Here is a 16,405-nt window from a genome sequence, read left to right on the forward strand (position 1 = left end):
AAAAATATGATAAAATACTGCATTTATTTTTATAGAATATAAGGAGCAAGGAATGAGAGAAGCCGGTATAGAATTAATGAAAAATACAAAAAGTGTGCGCGATATTGATATTAAAGACAAAAGGGTGCTTATTCGTGTGGATTTTAATGTGCCAATGGACGAGGATTTTGATATTTCAGATGATACGCGTATTCGCGAAGCACTACCCACTATCAATTATTGCATTGATAATCACGCAAAAAATATAGTGCTTGTAAGCCATTTAGGACGTCCCAAAGGGCGCAGTGCAGAGTTTTCGCTTAAACACGTCCTCAAGCGCGTAGAGCGACTTTTGGGACGCGATATAGCTTTTGCAGAAACGATAGAAAATGTAGAGAATCTCCAACAACAAAACGAGGGTAGTGTCATTTTGCTTGAAAATATTAGATTCTATGAGGGAGAGGAAAAAAATGATGAGGAACTCTCTACCAAGCTCGCCTCTCTTTGTGATATATATGTCAATGACGCTTTTGGCACAAGCCACCGCGCACATTCAAGCACTTGTGGTATTGCTAAATATGCTAAAGAACGTGTAGCGGGATTGCTACTCAAAAAAGAAATTGATTCGTTTGCCAAAGCAATGGCAAATCCGCTCAAACCTGTGCTACTTATCGTTGGTGGAAGCAAGGTAAGCTCAAAACTCGCACTTTTGCACAATATCCTCAATGTTGTAGATAAAATTATTATAGGTGGTGCGATGAGCAATACTTTTCTCAAAGCACGAGGCTTTGATATGCAAAAATCTCTTGTGGAAGATGATTTGGTAGGTGATGCACGAAAAATACTTGATAAAGCAAAGGAGGGAAAAGTCAAAATCTATCTGCCCGTAGATGTCGTGAGCACCGATGATATTAAAGAACATCGTCATATCAAAATCACACCTGCACAAGATATACCAGAGGGTTTTATGGCAGTGGATATGGGACCTGCGACAAGCAAGCTCTTTAGCGAAGTAGTGCGAGATTCTCAAACAATTATTTGGAATGGACCACTTGGCATTTATGAAATACAAGCTTTCTCACGCGGAACATTTAACCTTGCTCACGCCGTGAGTGATACTTACGCCTTTAGTCTTATCGGTGGGGGCGATACTGCTGATGCGATAGATAAAGCAGGAGAGAGAGATAATATGAGCTTTATCTCCACAGGCGGTGGAGCGAGTTTAGAGCTGCTTGAAGGGAAGATTCTTCCTGCATTTGAGGTGCTTGAGCGCAAGTAATGAATCTCTTTGCCCTTAGCCTTGAAGCCCTCAATGCTCCAAGCATAGAATCTAAACTATCCTACCTTGAAGTCATTACCTCTCACAAACATCTACTTTGTGAGCAAATGTTATCCTCATCACATCATAACCCTTCTGCACTGCAATCTCCCTCTTATGCGGGATTTTGTAAAATTATCCACCCAACTAAAATTCGCCGCCCCAAGCATATTAAAAGTATAGAATCTTTTGCCAAGGTGCTGCATTCTATTGTGCATATTGAATATAGTGCGATTGATTTAGCCCTTGATGCGCTTACACGTTTTAAGAATCTGCCTCTATCCTATTATGATGATTGGCTTGAAGTAGCGTTGCAAGAATCGTTACATTTTCGTCTTTTGCGAGAATGTCTCAATATTCTTGGCTATGAATATGGAGATTTTCCTGTGCATTCACAACTTTTTGACGCGCAGGTGGCAACGCCTGATTTTAGCAATAGAATGGCTTTGCTTCATAGAGGACTAGAAGCAAATGGACTTGATGCAAATCCTTTTGTGGCAAACAAAGTAAAAGCTTTTGAGCATTCTCTCACGCCAAAAGTGCTTGAGATTCTTCAAATCATTTTGCACGATGAAATAGAACACGTGAAAAAAGGGGATAAGTGGTGGAGATTTGCCAATACTCAAGCAAGTGCGCAGGATTTTGTGGCAATCCTCAAGCATTTTGAGGCATTTCGCCCTATCTCAAAAGTTCTTCACTATGAAGCACGATTACAAGCTGGATTTTCACCCCAAGAGCTAGAAATGATGAGCATTTTATCTTAATATACATTTAAGTTTTAATTTCCTAATATTGCCTCACACAAAATAAAGGAGTGGTAATGCAATTATATGCAAGATTAAAGCTTATTTTAAAAAATTTAAGTGCTAAGAAGCATTCAGGATTATTAGAGAGTGAGAGAAATTCAAGCATTTCCTCATCAATGGATTATCCTCAATTTTGTGCTCTAGCGGCGCAAGATTCTAAAGTATTTGAGCATTTTAGGACAAATCCTATCTATACTGCTATCTTAGAGCATATAAGCCCAGAGTTAGGGCAGCAATATCTCAATGTGGTGTTACAAAGAAATTGTTTTAGTATGCAAGATTTTGAGAACTTCAAAAGGAATGATTTATACGGGGGGGGGGGCAATATATAATTATAACCCCATTGGCAAGATAACTCCAAGCACATTACGATATGTCAAGGTGTTATCAGATTTAATGCTTCATTTTGGTGCTTTGGACAATCTAAGAATCTGTGAAGTAGGTGTAGGGTATGGCGGACAAGCAAGGGTTATTCATAGCTTATTCACGCCAAAATCTTATGATTTTGTAGATTTAAATGCTGCACTCAAACTCACGCAAAAATATTTAAGCCATTATGATGATATACATTCAACACTCAATTTCCTTACACTTGAAGATATAACTTTGAAAGAAAAAGAATATGATGTATTCATAAGCAACTATGCCTTTAGCGAATTGCACAGAGACATACAAGATGTATATACAAAATATCTTATTACCAATGCACACAATGGCTACATCACCTATAATAATATATCGCCAAAAGAACTTAAAAGCTATGCGCTTGAAGAGTATCAGTTACAATTTCATAAAGATATACATATTTTAGAAGAAATCCCAAATACACATATTGATAATAGGATTCTTATATGGAAAAATCAATAAAAAATTGACTACTTGAAAGCTCTTAATGATTATATTGCATATTGTATGATAAAATCACATATCTTAAATATCAAAATATAAATATAAGGCATTAAATGCAGTTTGAAATGCTTTACTCAAAGATTCATCGCGCTAAAGTCAGTGATGCGAATCTTAACTATGTCGGTTCAATCACAATTGATAAAACGCTCGCTCAAAGTGCTCATCTTCTAGCGGGTATGAAAGTAGAGATTGTAAATATTAATAATGGCGAACGTTTTAATACTTATGTCATTTATGGCGATAAAAAGGGTGAAATTTGCCTCAATGGTGCTGCTGCACGCAAAGTTCAAATAGGCGATATTATCATTATCATTGCTTATGCTACATACACTCAAAGTGAGCTTGAACACTATAAGCCTACTATCGTACAAGTCAATGAACACAATCAGATTCTATCTATTACAAATGAGGTGTAACGATGTTTGATGCAAAACAACTTGGAGCAATGCTTGGCTCTATGCAAGATACTATCAAAGATTTACAAGCACGCAATGAGCAGACGATTCTTAGTGCCAAAAGTGGTGGTGGGCTTGTAAGCGTAAGCTGCAATGGCAATGGTGAAGTCATTGACATTAGTATTGATGATAGTTTGCTTGAAGATAAAGAATCTTTGCAGATTCTCTTAATGAGCGCACTCAATGATGTCCATAAAAGTGTAGAAAATAATCGCCAATCAAGTGCTATGGATATGTTTAATGGATTAGGCGGGGACTTAAATATCTTTGGTGGGAAACCAAATGGCTAAAAACTTCTCCTTAAAGCTCACTCTTGGCTTTATATTTTGTTTTTTTTCTCCCTTACTTTGGGGATATGATTATTCCCATTGTATCAAATATTTTAAAGCAGCGAGCACACCTGTGGGTTCAAGTAATGCTATTAGTCTTAAAAATGGTTCAAAACAAGTGCATATTCTCTATTCTCCTATACCGCCAAAAAATGTAAAGATTCTCAAAGCTGACCCATTTATCGGGCTTTATCTGCTTAATGTGCCGCGCACGAAGCAAAGTTATGCTCTCCTCACACTTGATAAACGCACACTTAATGACAAAAGGCTTGCTTTTATCTCTTCATCTCCTCAAGTGCAAATAGGGCATATTACCAAGCGTCAAAGTGGATTCTTAAATTATGCGCGATTTTCTACTGCCACATCAGCCAATGGCGTTTTGGGTAACATTTGTTATCAAATCTATGGTTTGGGCGTGGGCAATGGCAGTTTTATTGAAAAAAAATATATTGATAGGTTTCTCGCACAAAAATCTCCTTATTATGGCGATTTAGGCATTCGCTTTGAGCATAATGAAGCCATTGTGCGAAGCATTGACCCTTTTATGTCTCAAAATCCTTTCAAACCCCAAGATAAGATTCTCTCTATTAATGGCACTAAAGTGCAAAGCAGCGATGAAGCAGAATGGGTAATGAGCAATCTCAAAAAAGATTCCCTTGCTCAAGTTGCTCTTTTGCGCAATGGTAAAACTCTCAAAGTCAAAGTCAAAGTCAATCAACGCTATGGCGGCTTTTTGCTTAAAGATACCTTTCTTGAGCGCTTTGGCATTGATATAGACAATCAAATGATTATTCAATCTATCAATCTTGACAAAGCAGGGAGATTCAATGAATTGCGCGCAGGAGATAGAATCTTGTGGATTAATAAAGAACCTATCATTACACAATCCACCGATACAGCAAGCAAACGCTTTGAACACTTGAGGTTTCTCCTCTCTCAAACACATTTTGATGACAGATTTGAGGGCAAAATACAGCTACTTATCGTGCGCGATAATCTTGAGATATTCGTTAAAGTCTAGGGGTGAATATGAGCATTGCACAGATTCTTAATGATTTTGAGGCATTTCTTATCAATCAAGAACCGCAGATTCCAAGCTTTCACCCATATTATCAAACAGCTTTATGGGAAATGATGAAAAATGGTGGCAAAAGATTCCGCCCTGCACTCGTATTTTGCGTGGTTAATGCTCTCGCTCCTCAACTTATAAAAAATGCTTTTTTGCCCGCCCTAAGTATTGAATGTATCCATACATATTCACTCATACACGATGATTTACCCTGTATGGATAATGCGCCTTTAAGACGCGGACACGCTACACTGCATACAAAATATGATGAAACGCTTGCACTTTTGGTAGGTGATGGGCTAAATACCTACGCTTTTGCTTTGCTTTGCCAAGCGCGGCTTGACCCACAAGTTAAACTCGCCCTTATTGAATCTCTCGCACAAAATGCTGGTATTGGCGGTATGGTGCTTGGACAGAGCTTAGATTGTGCTTTTGAGGACAAAAAACTTTCATTACAAGAACTTCAAATTATACATACAAATAAAACTGCCAAACTCATTGCCACTTCTTTGCAATTTGGTGCTATTATTTCAAATGCAAAAGCATATTTTGCTTCATCAATGTATGAGTTTGGGCTAAAGCTCGGCGTGTATTTTCAGCTACGCGATGATATTATTGATACTTGTTTTGACACACAACAAGCGGGTAAGACAACGCAAAATGATACACATAAAAATAGCTATGTGAATCTACTTGGTTTAGAAGGTGCGAAAGCAGAATTTACTCGTATGAAAAAGCAGATTCAAAAGGAACTCCAAACATTTGACAAAGCTGTTTGTGTCCATTTGACTACTCTTTTGCAAGACTATTTTAAGGATATTGAATGAAACGCATTCTCCTTACCAATGATGATGGCTTTGATTCAAGCGGACTTCTTGCGCTCAAAGATGCCCTCAAAGACATAGCACAGGTAATGGTTGTCGCTCCTGCAAACGAAAAATCAGCCTGTGGGCACGGGCTGACACTCACGCGCCCACTTAGTTTTGTGCGACTTGATGATGATTTTTACAAGCTTGAAGATGGCACACCAAGTGATTGTGTGTATCTTGCACTCAATACACTTTATCAATCATCGTGCAAGCCAGATTTGGTTATTTCAGGCATTAATCTTGGTTCAAATATGGGAGAAGATATTACTTATTCAGGCACTGCAGCGGGTGCTATGGAAGCGTGCATACAAGGTGTGCCTGCCATTGCTATCTCACAGCTTATGCCAGATAAAAATCGCTCCAAACATTTTGATTTTTCCCTCGCTAAAGAATGTATTTATGAAATTACTGAACTTATTTTTACTAAAGGATTCCCTTTAGGAGAGCGCAAATTCCTTAATATCAATATTCCCCATATTAAACCCAAAGAATGTAAGGGCTACAAAATCACACAAATGGGTTATAGAATCTATGCCGATAATGCACATTTACACCGCAACCCACGAGGACAAGAATATTATTGGTTAGGGCTACACCCTTTAGAATGGGAAGAAAGAAGTGATATGCCTCATAGTTACGGTTCTGATTTTAAGGCAACACACGAACATTATGTCTCTATTACGCCTATTAAGCTTGATATGACAAGCTATGAGGATAGCTCATCTCTTTGTGAATGGATACGATTATGAATGAACTTATTGATGAAAATATGATAATTGACAGATACACGCGTTCGCGCATTATTTTTGGTGAAAATTTTGAGCGCATACAAAATACCAAAGTAGTTGTATTTGGCGTAGGTGGCGTGGGAGGCTTTGTCGTGGATTGTCTTTATAGAAGTGGATTACAAAATATTACAATTGTAGATAAAGATTGCTTTGATATTACAAATCAAAACCGCCAAATTGGTGCAGAACACATAGGTGAGCCAAAAGTGGAAGTATTTGCACGACTTTATCAAGGAATCACACCCATTCAAGAATGTGTAGATGCGGCATTTTTAGAGCGATTTAACATAATGGAGTTTGATTATATTGTTGATGCTGTTGATGATATTATTGCAAAAGTAGAAATTGCCAAAATTGCCTCAAACAAGCCTTATGGAAAATATATTATTGCCACAGGAAGTGCAAAAAGAGTAAATCCTCTTTTTATCCGAGTAAATAATGTGTGGAAAAGCTACGGCGATAAATTTGCGCGAAAATTGCGCACTCATTTAAGAAAAGTCAATATTCAAAAGGCTATTAAGGTAATATTTAGCTCTGAGGGTGCAAAATGTGGTCCATTAGGTAGCTTTAGTGGAGTTACAGCAAGCTTTGGGCTTATCATTGCAAGTGAAATTATCCAAGATATAATTAAGGAGTATTAAAAATGAACGAATATGATGAATACAATGACTACGAAAACATTGATAATGAGGATTTTGAAGATTACGATGATGAGGATTATTCATATAATGCCTATGATGATGACGATTATCAAAACCCTGATAGTGAATATTATGAGTAAGGATTCTTAATGAAAACACCCTCTGTGCTCCGCGTAGCACTTGTGCAGCAAGCCTACAAGGGGAATAGAGAGGCAATGATGGAATCAACTGCTGCAATGATAAGTAAGGCAGCAGATGCTAATGCACAACTTGTGGCATTGCAAGAACTTCATACGCGCGAATATTTTTGTCAAAGTGAGAATCCACGATTTTTTGATTATGCAGCAGATTTTGATAAAGATATAGCCTATTTTAGCGCATTAGCCAAAAAGTATAAAATTGTGCTACTTACTTCACTTTTTGAAAGGCGTGCTGCTGGGCTATACCACAATACTGCTGTTGTTTTTGATACTGATGGTTCTATTGCTGGAAAATATCGCAAAATGCACATTCCTGATGACCCACAATTTTATGAGAAATTCTATTTCACGCCCGGTGATTTAGGCTTTGAACCCATATCTACAAGCTTGGGGAAACTTGGTGTGCTTATTTGCTGGGACCAATGGTATCCAGAAGCAGCACGCATTATGACACTCAAGGGGGCGCAAATGCTTATTTATCCCACTGCTATTGGGTGGTTTGATGAGGATAGTTTAGAGGAAAAAATGCGGCAAAAAGAAGCGTGGATAGCTGTGCAAAGAGGACACAGCATTGCAAATGGATTGCCAACAATTGCCATTAATCGCGTAGGCTTTGAAAAAGATGATAGCGAGGTAGGTAAAGGCATACGCTTTTGGGGCAATAGCTTTGCCTTTGGGGCACAAGGGGAACTTCTAGCGCAAGCAAGCGAAGATAAAGAGGAGATGATTGTAGTAGAAATTGATTTACAAGCGAGTGAGAAAGTACGCCGTATGTGGCCCTTTTTACGCGATAGACGCATAGAATCTTATAGTGAAATCCTCAAACGCTTTTGCAATTAAGACTTCTTTTGCTTCAAAAACTATATCGTGTTATTCAACATAATTTAATGTTTATGGGTATAGAATAACTCGTTTCTAATGAAACAATCTTCACAAAAAAGGACAAGCAATGAAAAAAGTTTTTATAAGTGTAGCTCTTAGTGCAAGCCTAGTAAGTGGTGCTTTTGCTGCAGCAAATAGCAATACAGGGTGCGGACTTGGCTCATATCTTATTGATAAACAAGGTATTTTGTGGAATCTTTTTCAAGTAACCACAAACCACACTTCTGGGACACAAACTTTTGGTATCACTTCAGGGACTTCTGGCTGTAAAAGTGGTAAGGTCGCTATGGATAGCCGCACTCAAGAATTTGTAGCTGCAAATATGGATGCTCTTTCTCAAGAAATAGCTCAAGGCAGAGGCGAACACCTTGATACGCTTGTAGAATTATTAAATGTAGCGGACAAAGATGCTTTTAAAATAGCACTCCAAGAAAACTACAACAAGCTCTACGCAAGCAAAGATGCTCAAAGTGCAGATGTGCTTGATGGAGCTGCTACTCTTTAAGATATTCCCTGCCACACTCAAAGTGTGTGGGGGATATGAATGTTATAAGGATTCATATTTTTAGGCGGCTTTTTATTCTCATCTCTTCTGTTTATGTATGCTCCATACATACACTTATAGCAGATACTCTTTCATCAACACCCATATTAGAATCTCACAATACTTCTATTGATATTCTCCTTGAAAAAGCTAAATCCCTCAACCTCGCAGATTCTAAGGAATGGAAAGACCTTTTGCATATTGATAAAAAAACAAGTGAAATCATCTCACCTTATTTTTTTCTCACTCACCTACCCTCAAAGAATCTCGCAGAAGATGAGCTTGAAGCAACTATTCGCGCATTTTATCAATCAAAAGAATCTGTGCAGATTCCACAAGAGATTTTACAAAAAGCTCAAAAGCAGATTCGTTTTTTTGCAGAAAATAACATTAAACTTCCTGTCCGCTCCATAGAACAACAAGATTATCACGCTCTGTGTCGCTTTCCTGCGCGGTTTGCTTTTTTATCAAAACATCTTACCTTTACTTCCCTCCCACAAGTGCAATGTAGCGAATTTCAAGCAATGCGTGATTATATCGCGCCTACAAAGGCAAGTATTATCTTTCCTTCAGCTCATATTAACTCCCCTGCTTCAATGTTTGGACATACATTTTTACTTTTAGATTCTACCTTTCAATCCCGACTTCTCGCTTTTGCAATAAACTATCAAGCCGATGCAGACCCAAGAGAGGAAAATGCTATCGGATTTGCGTTCAAGGGGCTTTTTGGATTGCATACCGGGAGTTATTCTATTTTGCCCTATTATGATAAAATCAAAGAATACTCCAATACAGAATCCCGCGATATGTGGGAATATGAGCTCAATCTCACTCAAGAGGAAATCACACAGCTTTATAATCATATTTGGGAACTTACTGATGCATTTAGCTGGTATTATTTTTTTCATCGTAATTGCTCTTATAATATTTTGTGGTTACTTGAAGTAGCGCGTCCAAGCCTTGCCTTGCGGCATAAATTTATCTATCAAGTCAATCCCCCTGAAACACTCTTTGCCTTACAAGAAGCCAATCTCATTACGCATATCACCTATCGTCCAAGCAAACGAGCTAAACTGCTTTCTTATGAAAAAGTAATGAGCAATGCACAAGTCTCACTCGCCAAATCTCTGGCTAAAGGCACAAAACAACCCAAAGATATTGTAGAGAATCCTCACTTAAATTTACACAATAAGCAATATATTTTAGAATCTGCCCTTGAGTTAAGCGAATATCGTTTTCTTAAAGGCAAACTTGATAAAGAGCAATACACGCAAATTGCTCATAACCTCGCCTCCACACGCTCAACACTTGGTGCGAGCAAGCCACCTTTTTTACCTACTCCATCTAATCCGCTTGAGGGCAACCAAAGCCTTAGAATCACTCCTTTGCTCTTTGGCAACAAACAAGGGTTGCACCCCGCACTTGATTTTAGAATCACTTTCCACGATATTACCGATAATGACAAAGGCTATCTTCAAGGCGCACAAATTGAGCTAATGCGCACTCTTGCTTACTTTGACACAAGCTTAAAAGAATCTAAGCTCAAACTCTATGAACTTAATATCCTTTCAGTCGCCTCAATCGCGCCAATAAGCAAATTTTTCAAACCCTTTTCTTATCGGCTAGAAAGCGGATTCAATCGGAGCTTCAATGATAATGCCTTGCATTATTTTGCAGCATTTGGCGGGGGACTATCTTTGAATCTTTCATCATTTGGATATGGATATTATCTGCTTGAGCCGACTTTTTTCCTTGATATACTCAATCGCTCTGATTTTGCCCTCAACCAAGTGCTTGGGATTGTCTTATCAGATAATAATCGCCTCAAAGCGACTTTTGAATATAAATTCAAATCCTACACGCTCACGCATTTTAGTCAATCCTTTGATAGTACTTTGAGTATCAATCTCAAACAAAATCTCGCCTTTCTTGCAAGAGTGCAGATGCTTAAAAATGATATGTCTCCTTCATTGCAACCCACTTCAATGCTGGGCGTAAGACTTTATTTTTAGATTTTTTGGACTAGATTCTCTAAAAGTGCATATTCTCGCAGAATCTGCCACGATTCCACAAGCTTTTCATAGCTATAACGCGCATTTGCCGGACTTGATGAGGGAAGCAAAAAGACTTGTATCTGCTCACACATCTGTGCATTAAAAAATCGCATAAAAAGCTCATACGCTTTGCGTCCATTGCAAAAAATAGCATTGATTTTTGCACTTGAGAGTATCACTGATATGTCATTAGGCTTGGCATTACTCAAAGTGTTATCACTAGAATTATAAATATCGCACTCACGCACAATATCCCACAGGGCAATACGATATGTGAGTAAAAATTGCTTTTTGACATCTCTATTTTGTATGTTTATGTCAATTTCAGGGGCAAAAAGTGTAGCAAGAATACGCCAAAAACGATTGCGCGAATGTGCATAATAAAATTGCTCATCGCGTGAAATCACAGAGGGAAATGAACCTAAAATCAGCACACGCGAATGCTTATTAAACACGGGTGCAAAGGGGTGAATGAGGTGCATTTTTTGCATTTGAATCTTATGAGTTGGCAATGTTTATCCTCTCAATTTTCTTTAAAATCTGCTTTGATTTTTTAGATATATGATTCTAACCTAATTTAACAATTCTCTATATAATGCCACTTTTTATACCAAAGGAAGAGTATGCTAGATTTTGATTTTATGCGTCAATGTGTGCCGATGTTTGCCAAAGCTCTCTCTTTGACTTTATATATCTCATTTTTTGGCATTGCACTCTCTCTTATCATTGGCTTTATTGCAGCGTGGATTCTCTTTTTAAGAGTGCGACTTCTTAGCCCCATTGTAGCGCTCTATGTGGAGTTAGCGCGTAACACGCCACTGCTTATCCAGCTCTTTTTTCTCTACTATGGATTGCATAGTGTCATAGGCATAAATCTCAACGAATATGTGTGTGCTATCGCAGGTTTAGCATTTTTGGGCGGTGGGTATATGTGCGAGAGTTTCCGCACAGGTTTAGAATCTCTTCCGTACTCACAAATTGAGAGCGCACAAAGCATAGGCTTGCAATCTCATCAAATGATGTTTTATATTATCCTGCCTCAATCCCTTAGTGTTGCTTTGCCCTCTGTGGGTGCAAATGTCATTTTTCTTTTGAAAGAAACTTCAGTTGTAAGCGTCATCGCTTTGGCAGATATTATGTTTGTAACCAAAGATATTATCACACATTATTACAAAACAAATGAAGCCCTAACTCTGCTTGTGCTAAGCTACCTCATCGTGCTTTTACCACTCTCTGTGGGCTTTTCACTCCTTGAGCGATTCTATAAAAAGCGAGTGTTATAATGGAAATATTTTTTATTGGCTCAAACTTCGCTCGGCTTTTGCAAGGTGTGCTTCTCACACTTGAAATTGCTCTTATCTCTATTATCTTTGCTACATTTGGCGGACTTATTTTAGGTTTTGTGATGACTGGACGAAGCCTCATTATACGCGGGATATGTAGATTCTATCTTGAATGCGTGCGTATTATCCCTATCCTCGCGTGGCTTTTTATTGTGTTTTTTGGGATTTCACAACAATTTGACATAAATCTTAGTGCCATAACAAGCGCGATTATCGTCTTTAGTCTGTGGGGCGTGGCTGAAGTGGGAGATTTGGTGCGTGGAGCTATCACTTCTTTGCCCAAACATCAAAATGAAAGTGGCAAAGCACTTGGTTTGAAACAATGGCAAATTATGTGCTATATCATTTTCCCTCAAGCACTCCGCCGCCTTTTACCCTCAATCATTTCACTCTCAACGCGTATGATTAAGACAACTTCGCTTGTGGCATTACTCGGAGCTGTGGATTTGCTCAAAGTCGGACAGCAAATCATAGAGTTGAACAAATCTAATCCAAATGCAAGTTTTTGGGTGTATGGGGGGATTTTCTGCACTTATTTTATCCTATGTTACCCACTTTCATATCTAAGTAAAATGCTGGAGAAAAAATATCAATGAAATCAACACAAGACACACCACTTTTAAGTATATCTCATCTAAAAAAAACTTATAATGGAGTGCATTTTGTGCTTGATGACATTTCTATGCAAGTGCAAAAGGGCGAAGTCATCGTGATTTTAGGACCTAGTGGGTGTGGCAAAAGCACATTTTTGCGCTGCATTAATGGATTAGAATCTACTCAAGGTGGAGAAATTAAATTTAATAATGAAATCATTAATCTGCCAAAAACAAAATGGAATAAAATCCGCCAACACATCGGTATGGTGTTTCAAAGCTATGATTTATTCCCTCATATGAGCGTAATGGAAAATATTTTGCTCGGTCCCACAAAAGTGCAAAAACGCAATAAAAACGAAGTAATAGCACAAGCGCGGACACTTTTGGAACGCGTAGGACTCGGACACAAAATACAGACTTCGCCCAAAGAGTTAAGCGGAGGACAAAAACAACGCGTAGCTATCGTGCGTGCGCTGTGTATGAATCCACAAATTATGCTTTTTGATGAAGTAACCGCCTCGCTTGACCCTGAAATGGTAAAAGAAGTGCTTGAAGTAATACTAGAGCTTGCAAATGAGGGTATGACAATGCTTATTGTAACCCACGAAATGCGCTTTGCTCAAAAAGTCGCAGATAGAATCTGCTTTTTTGATGAGGGCAAGCTCGTAGAAGAATCTACGCCACAAGAGTTTTTTACCGCACCCAAAAGCCAAAGAGCACAAAAATTCCTGAATGTGTTTGAGCTCTAAGAATCAACAAGCGTAAATTAGGATTTAATGGCTTTGATTCCCTCTTGTGTTATAATGAGTTATCATAATCTCAAAGGAATTTAAAGTGATAGTAAAAGATACTTTTTTTGATGAAAATAAGAATTGCACTTTTGAAAATGATAAACTCAACAGAAAAGATATTGCCATCAATTTAACTCATATTTTAAGGCATTCAGAGATAAATTCACAAGGCTTAATTCTTGCACTCAATGCACAATGGGGAAATGGCAAAACAACTTTTATTAAGATGTGGAAAAATATGCTTGATAAGGATTGTAAGATTCCCAATCTTTATTTCAGTGCTTGGGAGGAAGATTATACCAAAGAGCCTTTGATTTCTCTTTTAGGAGAATTGAATCAGTATCTAAAAGAAAATAAAGTTAAAAATAAGGAATTTAATCAAGCAATAGGGTCTGTGCAAAAAATCTTAAAAGAACATTACCTGCTTTATTGAAGGTAAGTGTGAAAGGCTTATTGAATAAAATTGCAATAGATAATGAATCATTTAAAGAACTCTCACGAGTATTAGTAGAGGATAGTGCAAAAGTATTAATTGAACATTATTCACAAGAAAAGAAATGTTTAGAGCAGTTAAAAGAGAATCTAACAAAAGTCTTTGAACTTGTAGGCGCAAAAGAGAAACAGCCTTTTATTATTTTTATAGACGAGATAGATCGCTGCCGTCCAACTTATGCGATTGAAATGTTAGAGAATATTAAACACCTCTTTGGGATTCCTCATCTTGTTTTTGTGATTTCTATTGATAAGGTGCAGCTCTCTCAATCCATTCAAGCTATTTATGGGCAAATTGATACAGAGAATTATCTTAGGAGATTTTTTGATTTAGAATTTATTTTACCTAATCCCTCTCCACAGAGATTTTGTGAATATTTGCAAGAGCAGTTAGGAATACAAACGAATCTTGCCCATATTTTCATAGCAGATAATTTTACTTTGAGAGAATTACAGAAAATTCTCCCTCAAATTAAGCTGTTAGAAATACAACAATTACAAGACAATAATCAAGAATCTATTTTTGATATACGACACGCTATTTTTATTCTACTTGTTAAAATTTACAGACCTGATTTGTATTTTCAGTTGCCAAATATTACAGATGCAGAAGGGATAATGGGGATAGTGGAGAAGCTTGTGTGTAAGGAGAAAGAGCCTTTGAATGAAAATCTTTTTGTTGAATATGTGAATCTTATTTATAGCTTATGCAATAAAATATATCAGCAAGATAGAACGTTTTTTGAACCCTCATTTCCAACTCAAGATAATATGACTAGAAAATGGTTTAAAATAAGAGGAACAAATATAATTCACATTGATTTAAACGAGTATTCTTATATCGTGCAAACTTATTGTAACTTTTTTGTTGGTAAAAGACGACAATGGAATCTTAGGCAAATAGATACAAATAAAATCATCACTGCCATTAACTTTACTTCTCAATTTGACATACAAGATAGGCAAATAAATAACGCAGTCATTAAAGATTAAGAAGGTTTATTGTTCTGTTAGATTTGATTCTTTTATATCATTTAAAGTGATACAATGTGCCATTTTCATTTATTTTTCCTAATTGACCTTTTTGAAGATAATGCGATTTACCACTATATTCATCAATAATTTTAAGGGTATTTCCTTTTAGCTCAAAGCTTGGGTTTGGACCACCGCAAAAATCAATTTCACCACGATATGAGATTTCCTTTTCTCCATTTTTTCGCTCAAAGATTCTCAAAATACCACCATCACAAGCATTTCCCATAGGAGTATCTTGGAACACCCAAACATCATTCCAATTTTGAAGTCTTGCATAAAAAATCAAGCTTGGATTATATTCAAATTCACAAGTTCTTTGATAAATTATTTTATTATTGATAGAGATGCTACATTGATTGTCTTTGGCATCTGTGGATATAGTCATTAAGTCGCTCTGAATCTCTTTTTGTATTTGTGATGAGATTTCATTTGCATTTAATAATGTGAGCAAAAAGAGTGAGTGTAAGAATATGTGTTTCATTTTTTATCCTTTGTATATTTCTAAGCCTTTGTTGTAGGGTTTGTTTTATTCCTTTAGACACAGAACATATTTTTGGCAGTTTTCAAACATACACTATTGAATTGAAGTATCATCTAAAAATTCTAAACTATATTTATCTTTTTGTAGTGCTTCTAATCAAAATCATATCCCCAATTACAATCCATTAAAACTTCGACACCTTTTGGATTCTGAAAAAAAGCGATATTGCAACCACACGGATTTGCAACCTTTTTAATCCACAATGTCCCTTGTTTGTCATACATGTAGCACCTTCTCCCATCATAATCAATTGAAGTTTGTATAATCTCTTGAAAATCTATCTTTGGTAGAATTCTAACTAAAGATTCTATGCCCCTCTGCTTAATTTCCTCTTCACTCATAAAGTTTTGAGGATTACGAATTTTATTATAGACTGATTGAAGATTCTCATTATCAAAAACATAGAGACGATACATACCAGATGTTCCACAATTTGACTTGCACATATCATAATATTCCCAAAAATTTTTCTCATCTGTCTTTAGCTTTAAACTTTGTTTGGCTTCCTTTATAGAAGCTAACACCTCTTGCCTATATTCTTTATAAAGTTTGTTATAGTCGCTATTTTCTAAAGATTCTGTATAGTATTGTCTAAAATCAAAGTGTATTGAAAATCATTCAAATAAAGCAAAGTGCGAGAGAATAAGGAATATTTTAAAAATCAAAGTGCCACTCATATTTGGACAAAATGTAGAGTATTTTGCTACACTTTGTAGTAAGATTTTAGACATTTTCCAAACATCTTTATATATTATGTCTCAATG

22 protein-coding genes are annotated in these 16,405 nt (G+C 36.9%); 19 read left to right on the top strand and 3 right to left on the bottom strand.

Annotated features, from left to right (window positions below; all coding sequences use genetic code 11):
* The first annotated feature begins 52 nt into the window (after positions 1-52).
* The 14 genes from OQH61_RS06485 (at position 53) to OQH61_RS06550 (ending at position 10,801) form a co-directional block, all read left to right on the top strand.
* Positions 53-1,258, top strand: a complete 1,206-nt coding sequence (locus OQH61_RS06485; protein WP_266026555.1) for a phosphoglycerate kinase — start codon at positions 53-55, stop codon at positions 1,256-1,258.
* Positions 1,258-2,061, top strand: a complete 804-nt coding sequence (locus OQH61_RS06490; protein ID WP_266026556.1) for a ferritin-like domain-containing protein — start codon at positions 1,258-1,260, stop codon at positions 2,059-2,061. The genes OQH61_RS06485 and OQH61_RS06490 overlap by 1 nt, the downstream gene beginning before the upstream one ends.
* Before the next feature lie 56 nt (positions 2,062-2,117).
* A complete protein-coding gene (locus OQH61_RS06495; protein ID WP_266026557.1) occupies positions 2,118-2,435 on the top strand; it encodes a hypothetical protein in 318 nt (105 codons plus the stop codon).
* Complete coding sequence (locus tag OQH61_RS06500; RefSeq protein ID WP_266026558.1) at positions 2,386-2,970, top strand: putative sugar O-methyltransferase; 585 nt, start codon at positions 2,386-2,388, stop codon at positions 2,968-2,970. Before OQH61_RS06495 ends, OQH61_RS06500 begins: the two co-directional genes overlap by 50 nt.
* A 95-nt stretch (positions 2,971-3,065) precedes the next feature.
* Complete coding sequence (gene panD / locus OQH61_RS06505; protein ID WP_266026559.1) at positions 3,066-3,428, top strand: aspartate 1-decarboxylase; 363 nt, start codon at positions 3,066-3,068, stop codon at positions 3,426-3,428.
* A gap of 2 nt (positions 3,429-3,430) precedes the next feature.
* Positions 3,431-3,757 (top strand): YbaB/EbfC family nucleoid-associated protein, encoded by a 327-nt coding sequence (locus tag OQH61_RS06510; protein ID WP_266026560.1) that lies wholly within the window; start codon positions 3,431-3,433, stop codon positions 3,755-3,757.
* Positions 3,750-4,817 carry a PDZ domain-containing protein gene (locus OQH61_RS06515; RefSeq protein WP_266026562.1) on the top strand — a complete coding sequence of 356 codons (1,068 nt, stop codon included), beginning with the start codon at positions 3,750-3,752 and terminating at the stop codon, positions 4,815-4,817. Before OQH61_RS06510 ends, OQH61_RS06515 begins: the two co-directional genes overlap by 8 nt.
* Positions 4,818-4,825: 8 nt before the next feature.
* Positions 4,826-5,692 (top strand): polyprenyl synthetase family protein, encoded by an 867-nt coding sequence (locus OQH61_RS06520; RefSeq protein WP_266026563.1) that lies wholly within the window; start codon positions 4,826-4,828, stop codon positions 5,690-5,692.
* On the top strand, positions 5,689-6,483 hold the full coding sequence (surE, locus tag OQH61_RS06525) for a 5'/3'-nucleotidase SurE (RefSeq protein ID WP_266026564.1): 795 nt from the start codon (positions 5,689-5,691) through the stop codon (positions 6,481-6,483). The genes OQH61_RS06520 and surE overlap by 4 nt, the downstream gene beginning before the upstream one ends.
* Entirely contained in the window at positions 6,480-7,163 is a 684-nt protein-coding gene (locus OQH61_RS06530; protein ID WP_266026565.1) for a tRNA threonylcarbamoyladenosine dehydratase, read from the top strand. The genes surE and OQH61_RS06530 overlap by 4 nt, the downstream gene beginning before the upstream one ends.
* Before the next feature lie 2 nt (positions 7,164-7,165).
* On the top strand, positions 7,166-7,303 hold the full coding sequence (locus OQH61_RS06535) for a hypothetical protein (RefSeq protein ID WP_266026566.1): 138 nt from the start codon (positions 7,166-7,168) through the stop codon (positions 7,301-7,303).
* A 9-nt stretch (positions 7,304-7,312) separates the two neighbouring features.
* Entirely contained in the window at positions 7,313-8,203 is an 891-nt protein-coding gene (locus OQH61_RS06540) for a carbon-nitrogen hydrolase (protein ID WP_266026567.1), read from the top strand.
* A 109-nt stretch (positions 8,204-8,312) separates the two neighbouring features.
* The gene (locus OQH61_RS06545) at positions 8,313-8,750 is read left to right on the top strand and encodes a DUF3015 family protein (protein WP_266026568.1); all 438 of its coding nucleotides are present in this window, start codon (positions 8,313-8,315) and stop codon (positions 8,748-8,750) included.
* 35 nt (positions 8,751-8,785) lie between these two features.
* Complete coding sequence (locus OQH61_RS06550) at positions 8,786-10,801, top strand: DUF4105 domain-containing protein (RefSeq protein ID WP_266026569.1); 2,016 nt, start codon at positions 8,786-8,788, stop codon at positions 10,799-10,801.
* Here the strand turns inward: OQH61_RS06550 and OQH61_RS06555 are convergent.
* A complete protein-coding gene (locus OQH61_RS06555; RefSeq protein WP_266026570.1) occupies positions 10,798-11,355 on the bottom strand; it encodes a DNA-deoxyinosine glycosylase in 558 nt (185 codons plus the stop codon). The two genes, OQH61_RS06550 and OQH61_RS06555, sit on opposite strands and share 4 nt — an antisense overlap.
* 111 nt (positions 11,356-11,466) lie before the next feature.
* On the opposite strand from OQH61_RS06555, the gene OQH61_RS06560 reads away from it, so the two are divergent.
* From OQH61_RS06560 to OQH61_RS06580, 5 genes are all read left to right on the top strand, one after another.
* Positions 11,467-12,126 (top strand): amino acid ABC transporter permease, encoded by a 660-nt coding sequence (locus OQH61_RS06560; protein WP_266026571.1) that lies wholly within the window; start codon positions 11,467-11,469, stop codon positions 12,124-12,126.
* Positions 12,126-12,782: an amino acid ABC transporter permease gene (locus OQH61_RS06565; RefSeq protein WP_266026572.1), complete on the top strand. Its 657-nt coding sequence runs from the start codon at positions 12,126-12,128 to the stop codon at positions 12,780-12,782. The genes OQH61_RS06560 and OQH61_RS06565 overlap by 1 nt, the downstream gene beginning before the upstream one ends.
* Positions 12,779-13,531: an amino acid ABC transporter ATP-binding protein gene (locus OQH61_RS06570; RefSeq protein WP_266026573.1), complete on the top strand. Its 753-nt coding sequence runs from the start codon at positions 12,779-12,781 to the stop codon at positions 13,529-13,531. Before OQH61_RS06565 ends, OQH61_RS06570 begins: the two co-directional genes overlap by 4 nt.
* An 85-nt stretch (positions 13,532-13,616) precedes the next feature.
* On the top strand, positions 13,617-14,006 hold the full coding sequence (locus OQH61_RS06575) for a P-loop NTPase fold protein (RefSeq protein ID WP_266026574.1): 390 nt from the start codon (positions 13,617-13,619) through the stop codon (positions 14,004-14,006).
* Positions 14,007-14,014: 8 nt separating this feature from the next.
* Complete coding sequence (locus OQH61_RS06580; protein WP_266026575.1) at positions 14,015-15,058, top strand: KAP family P-loop NTPase fold protein; 1,044 nt, start codon at positions 14,015-14,017, stop codon at positions 15,056-15,058.
* A gap of 37 nt (positions 15,059-15,095) precedes the next feature.
* Here OQH61_RS06580 and OQH61_RS06585 read toward each other — a convergent pair whose 3' ends face one another.
* Together OQH61_RS06585 and OQH61_RS06590 are read right to left on the bottom strand one after the other, a co-directional pair.
* Positions 15,096-15,581 carry a hypothetical protein gene (locus OQH61_RS06585; protein ID WP_266026576.1) on the bottom strand — a complete coding sequence of 162 codons (486 nt, stop codon included), beginning with the start codon at positions 15,579-15,581 and terminating at the stop codon, positions 15,096-15,098.
* A 152-nt stretch (positions 15,582-15,733) separates the two neighbouring features.
* On the bottom strand, positions 15,734-16,165 hold the full coding sequence (locus OQH61_RS06590; RefSeq protein WP_266026577.1) for a hypothetical protein: 432 nt from the start codon (positions 16,163-16,165) through the stop codon (positions 15,734-15,736).
* Positions 16,166-16,405 lie beyond the last annotated feature (240 nt).

Origin of the sequence: Helicobacter sp. MIT 21-1697, assembly GCF_026241255.1 — a bacterium.
In the GTDB taxonomy this organism is placed as follows: domain Bacteria; phylum Campylobacterota; class Campylobacteria; order Campylobacterales; family Helicobacteraceae; genus Helicobacter_C.

Bases quoted from the DNA above. Each gene is read 5' to 3' on its own strand.
- OQH61_RS06485 (WP_266026555.1), top strand. From the start codon at position 53: ATGAGAGAAGCCGGTATAGAATTAATGAAAAATACAAAAAGTGTGCGC.
- OQH61_RS06490 (WP_266026556.1), top strand. From the start codon at position 1,258: ATGAATCTCTTTGCCCTTAGCCTTGAAGCCCTCAATGCTCCAAGCATA.
- OQH61_RS06495 (WP_266026557.1), top strand. From the start codon at position 2,118: ATGCAATTATATGCAAGATTAAAGCTTATTTTAAAAAATTTAAGTGCT.
- panD (WP_266026559.1), top strand. From the start codon at position 3,066: ATGCAGTTTGAAATGCTTTACTCAAAGATTCATCGCGCTAAAGTCAGT.
- OQH61_RS06510 (WP_266026560.1), top strand. From the start codon at position 3,431: ATGTTTGATGCAAAACAACTTGGAGCAATGCTTGGCTCTATGCAAGAT.
- OQH61_RS06515 (WP_266026562.1), top strand. From the start codon at position 3,750: ATGGCTAAAAACTTCTCCTTAAAGCTCACTCTTGGCTTTATATTTTGT.
- OQH61_RS06520 (WP_266026563.1), top strand. From the start codon at position 4,826: ATGAGCATTGCACAGATTCTTAATGATTTTGAGGCATTTCTTATCAAT.
- surE (WP_266026564.1), top strand. From the start codon at position 5,689: ATGAAACGCATTCTCCTTACCAATGATGATGGCTTTGATTCAAGCGGA.
- OQH61_RS06530 (WP_266026565.1), top strand. From the start codon at position 6,480: ATGAATGAACTTATTGATGAAAATATGATAATTGACAGATACACGCGT.
- OQH61_RS06535 (WP_266026566.1), top strand. From the start codon at position 7,166: ATGAACGAATATGATGAATACAATGACTACGAAAACATTGATAATGAG.
- OQH61_RS06540 (WP_266026567.1), top strand. From the start codon at position 7,313: ATGAAAACACCCTCTGTGCTCCGCGTAGCACTTGTGCAGCAAGCCTAC.
- OQH61_RS06545 (WP_266026568.1), top strand. From the start codon at position 8,313: ATGAAAAAAGTTTTTATAAGTGTAGCTCTTAGTGCAAGCCTAGTAAGT.
- OQH61_RS06550 (WP_266026569.1), top strand. From the start codon at position 8,786: ATGAATGTTATAAGGATTCATATTTTTAGGCGGCTTTTTATTCTCATC.
- OQH61_RS06560 (WP_266026571.1), top strand. From the start codon at position 11,467: ATGCTAGATTTTGATTTTATGCGTCAATGTGTGCCGATGTTTGCCAAA.
- OQH61_RS06565 (WP_266026572.1), top strand. From the start codon at position 12,126: ATGGAAATATTTTTTATTGGCTCAAACTTCGCTCGGCTTTTGCAAGGT.
- OQH61_RS06570 (WP_266026573.1), top strand. From the start codon at position 12,779: ATGAAATCAACACAAGACACACCACTTTTAAGTATATCTCATCTAAAA.
- OQH61_RS06585 (WP_266026576.1), bottom strand. From the start codon at position 15,581: ATGAAACACATATTCTTACACTCACTCTTTTTGCTCACATTATTAAAT.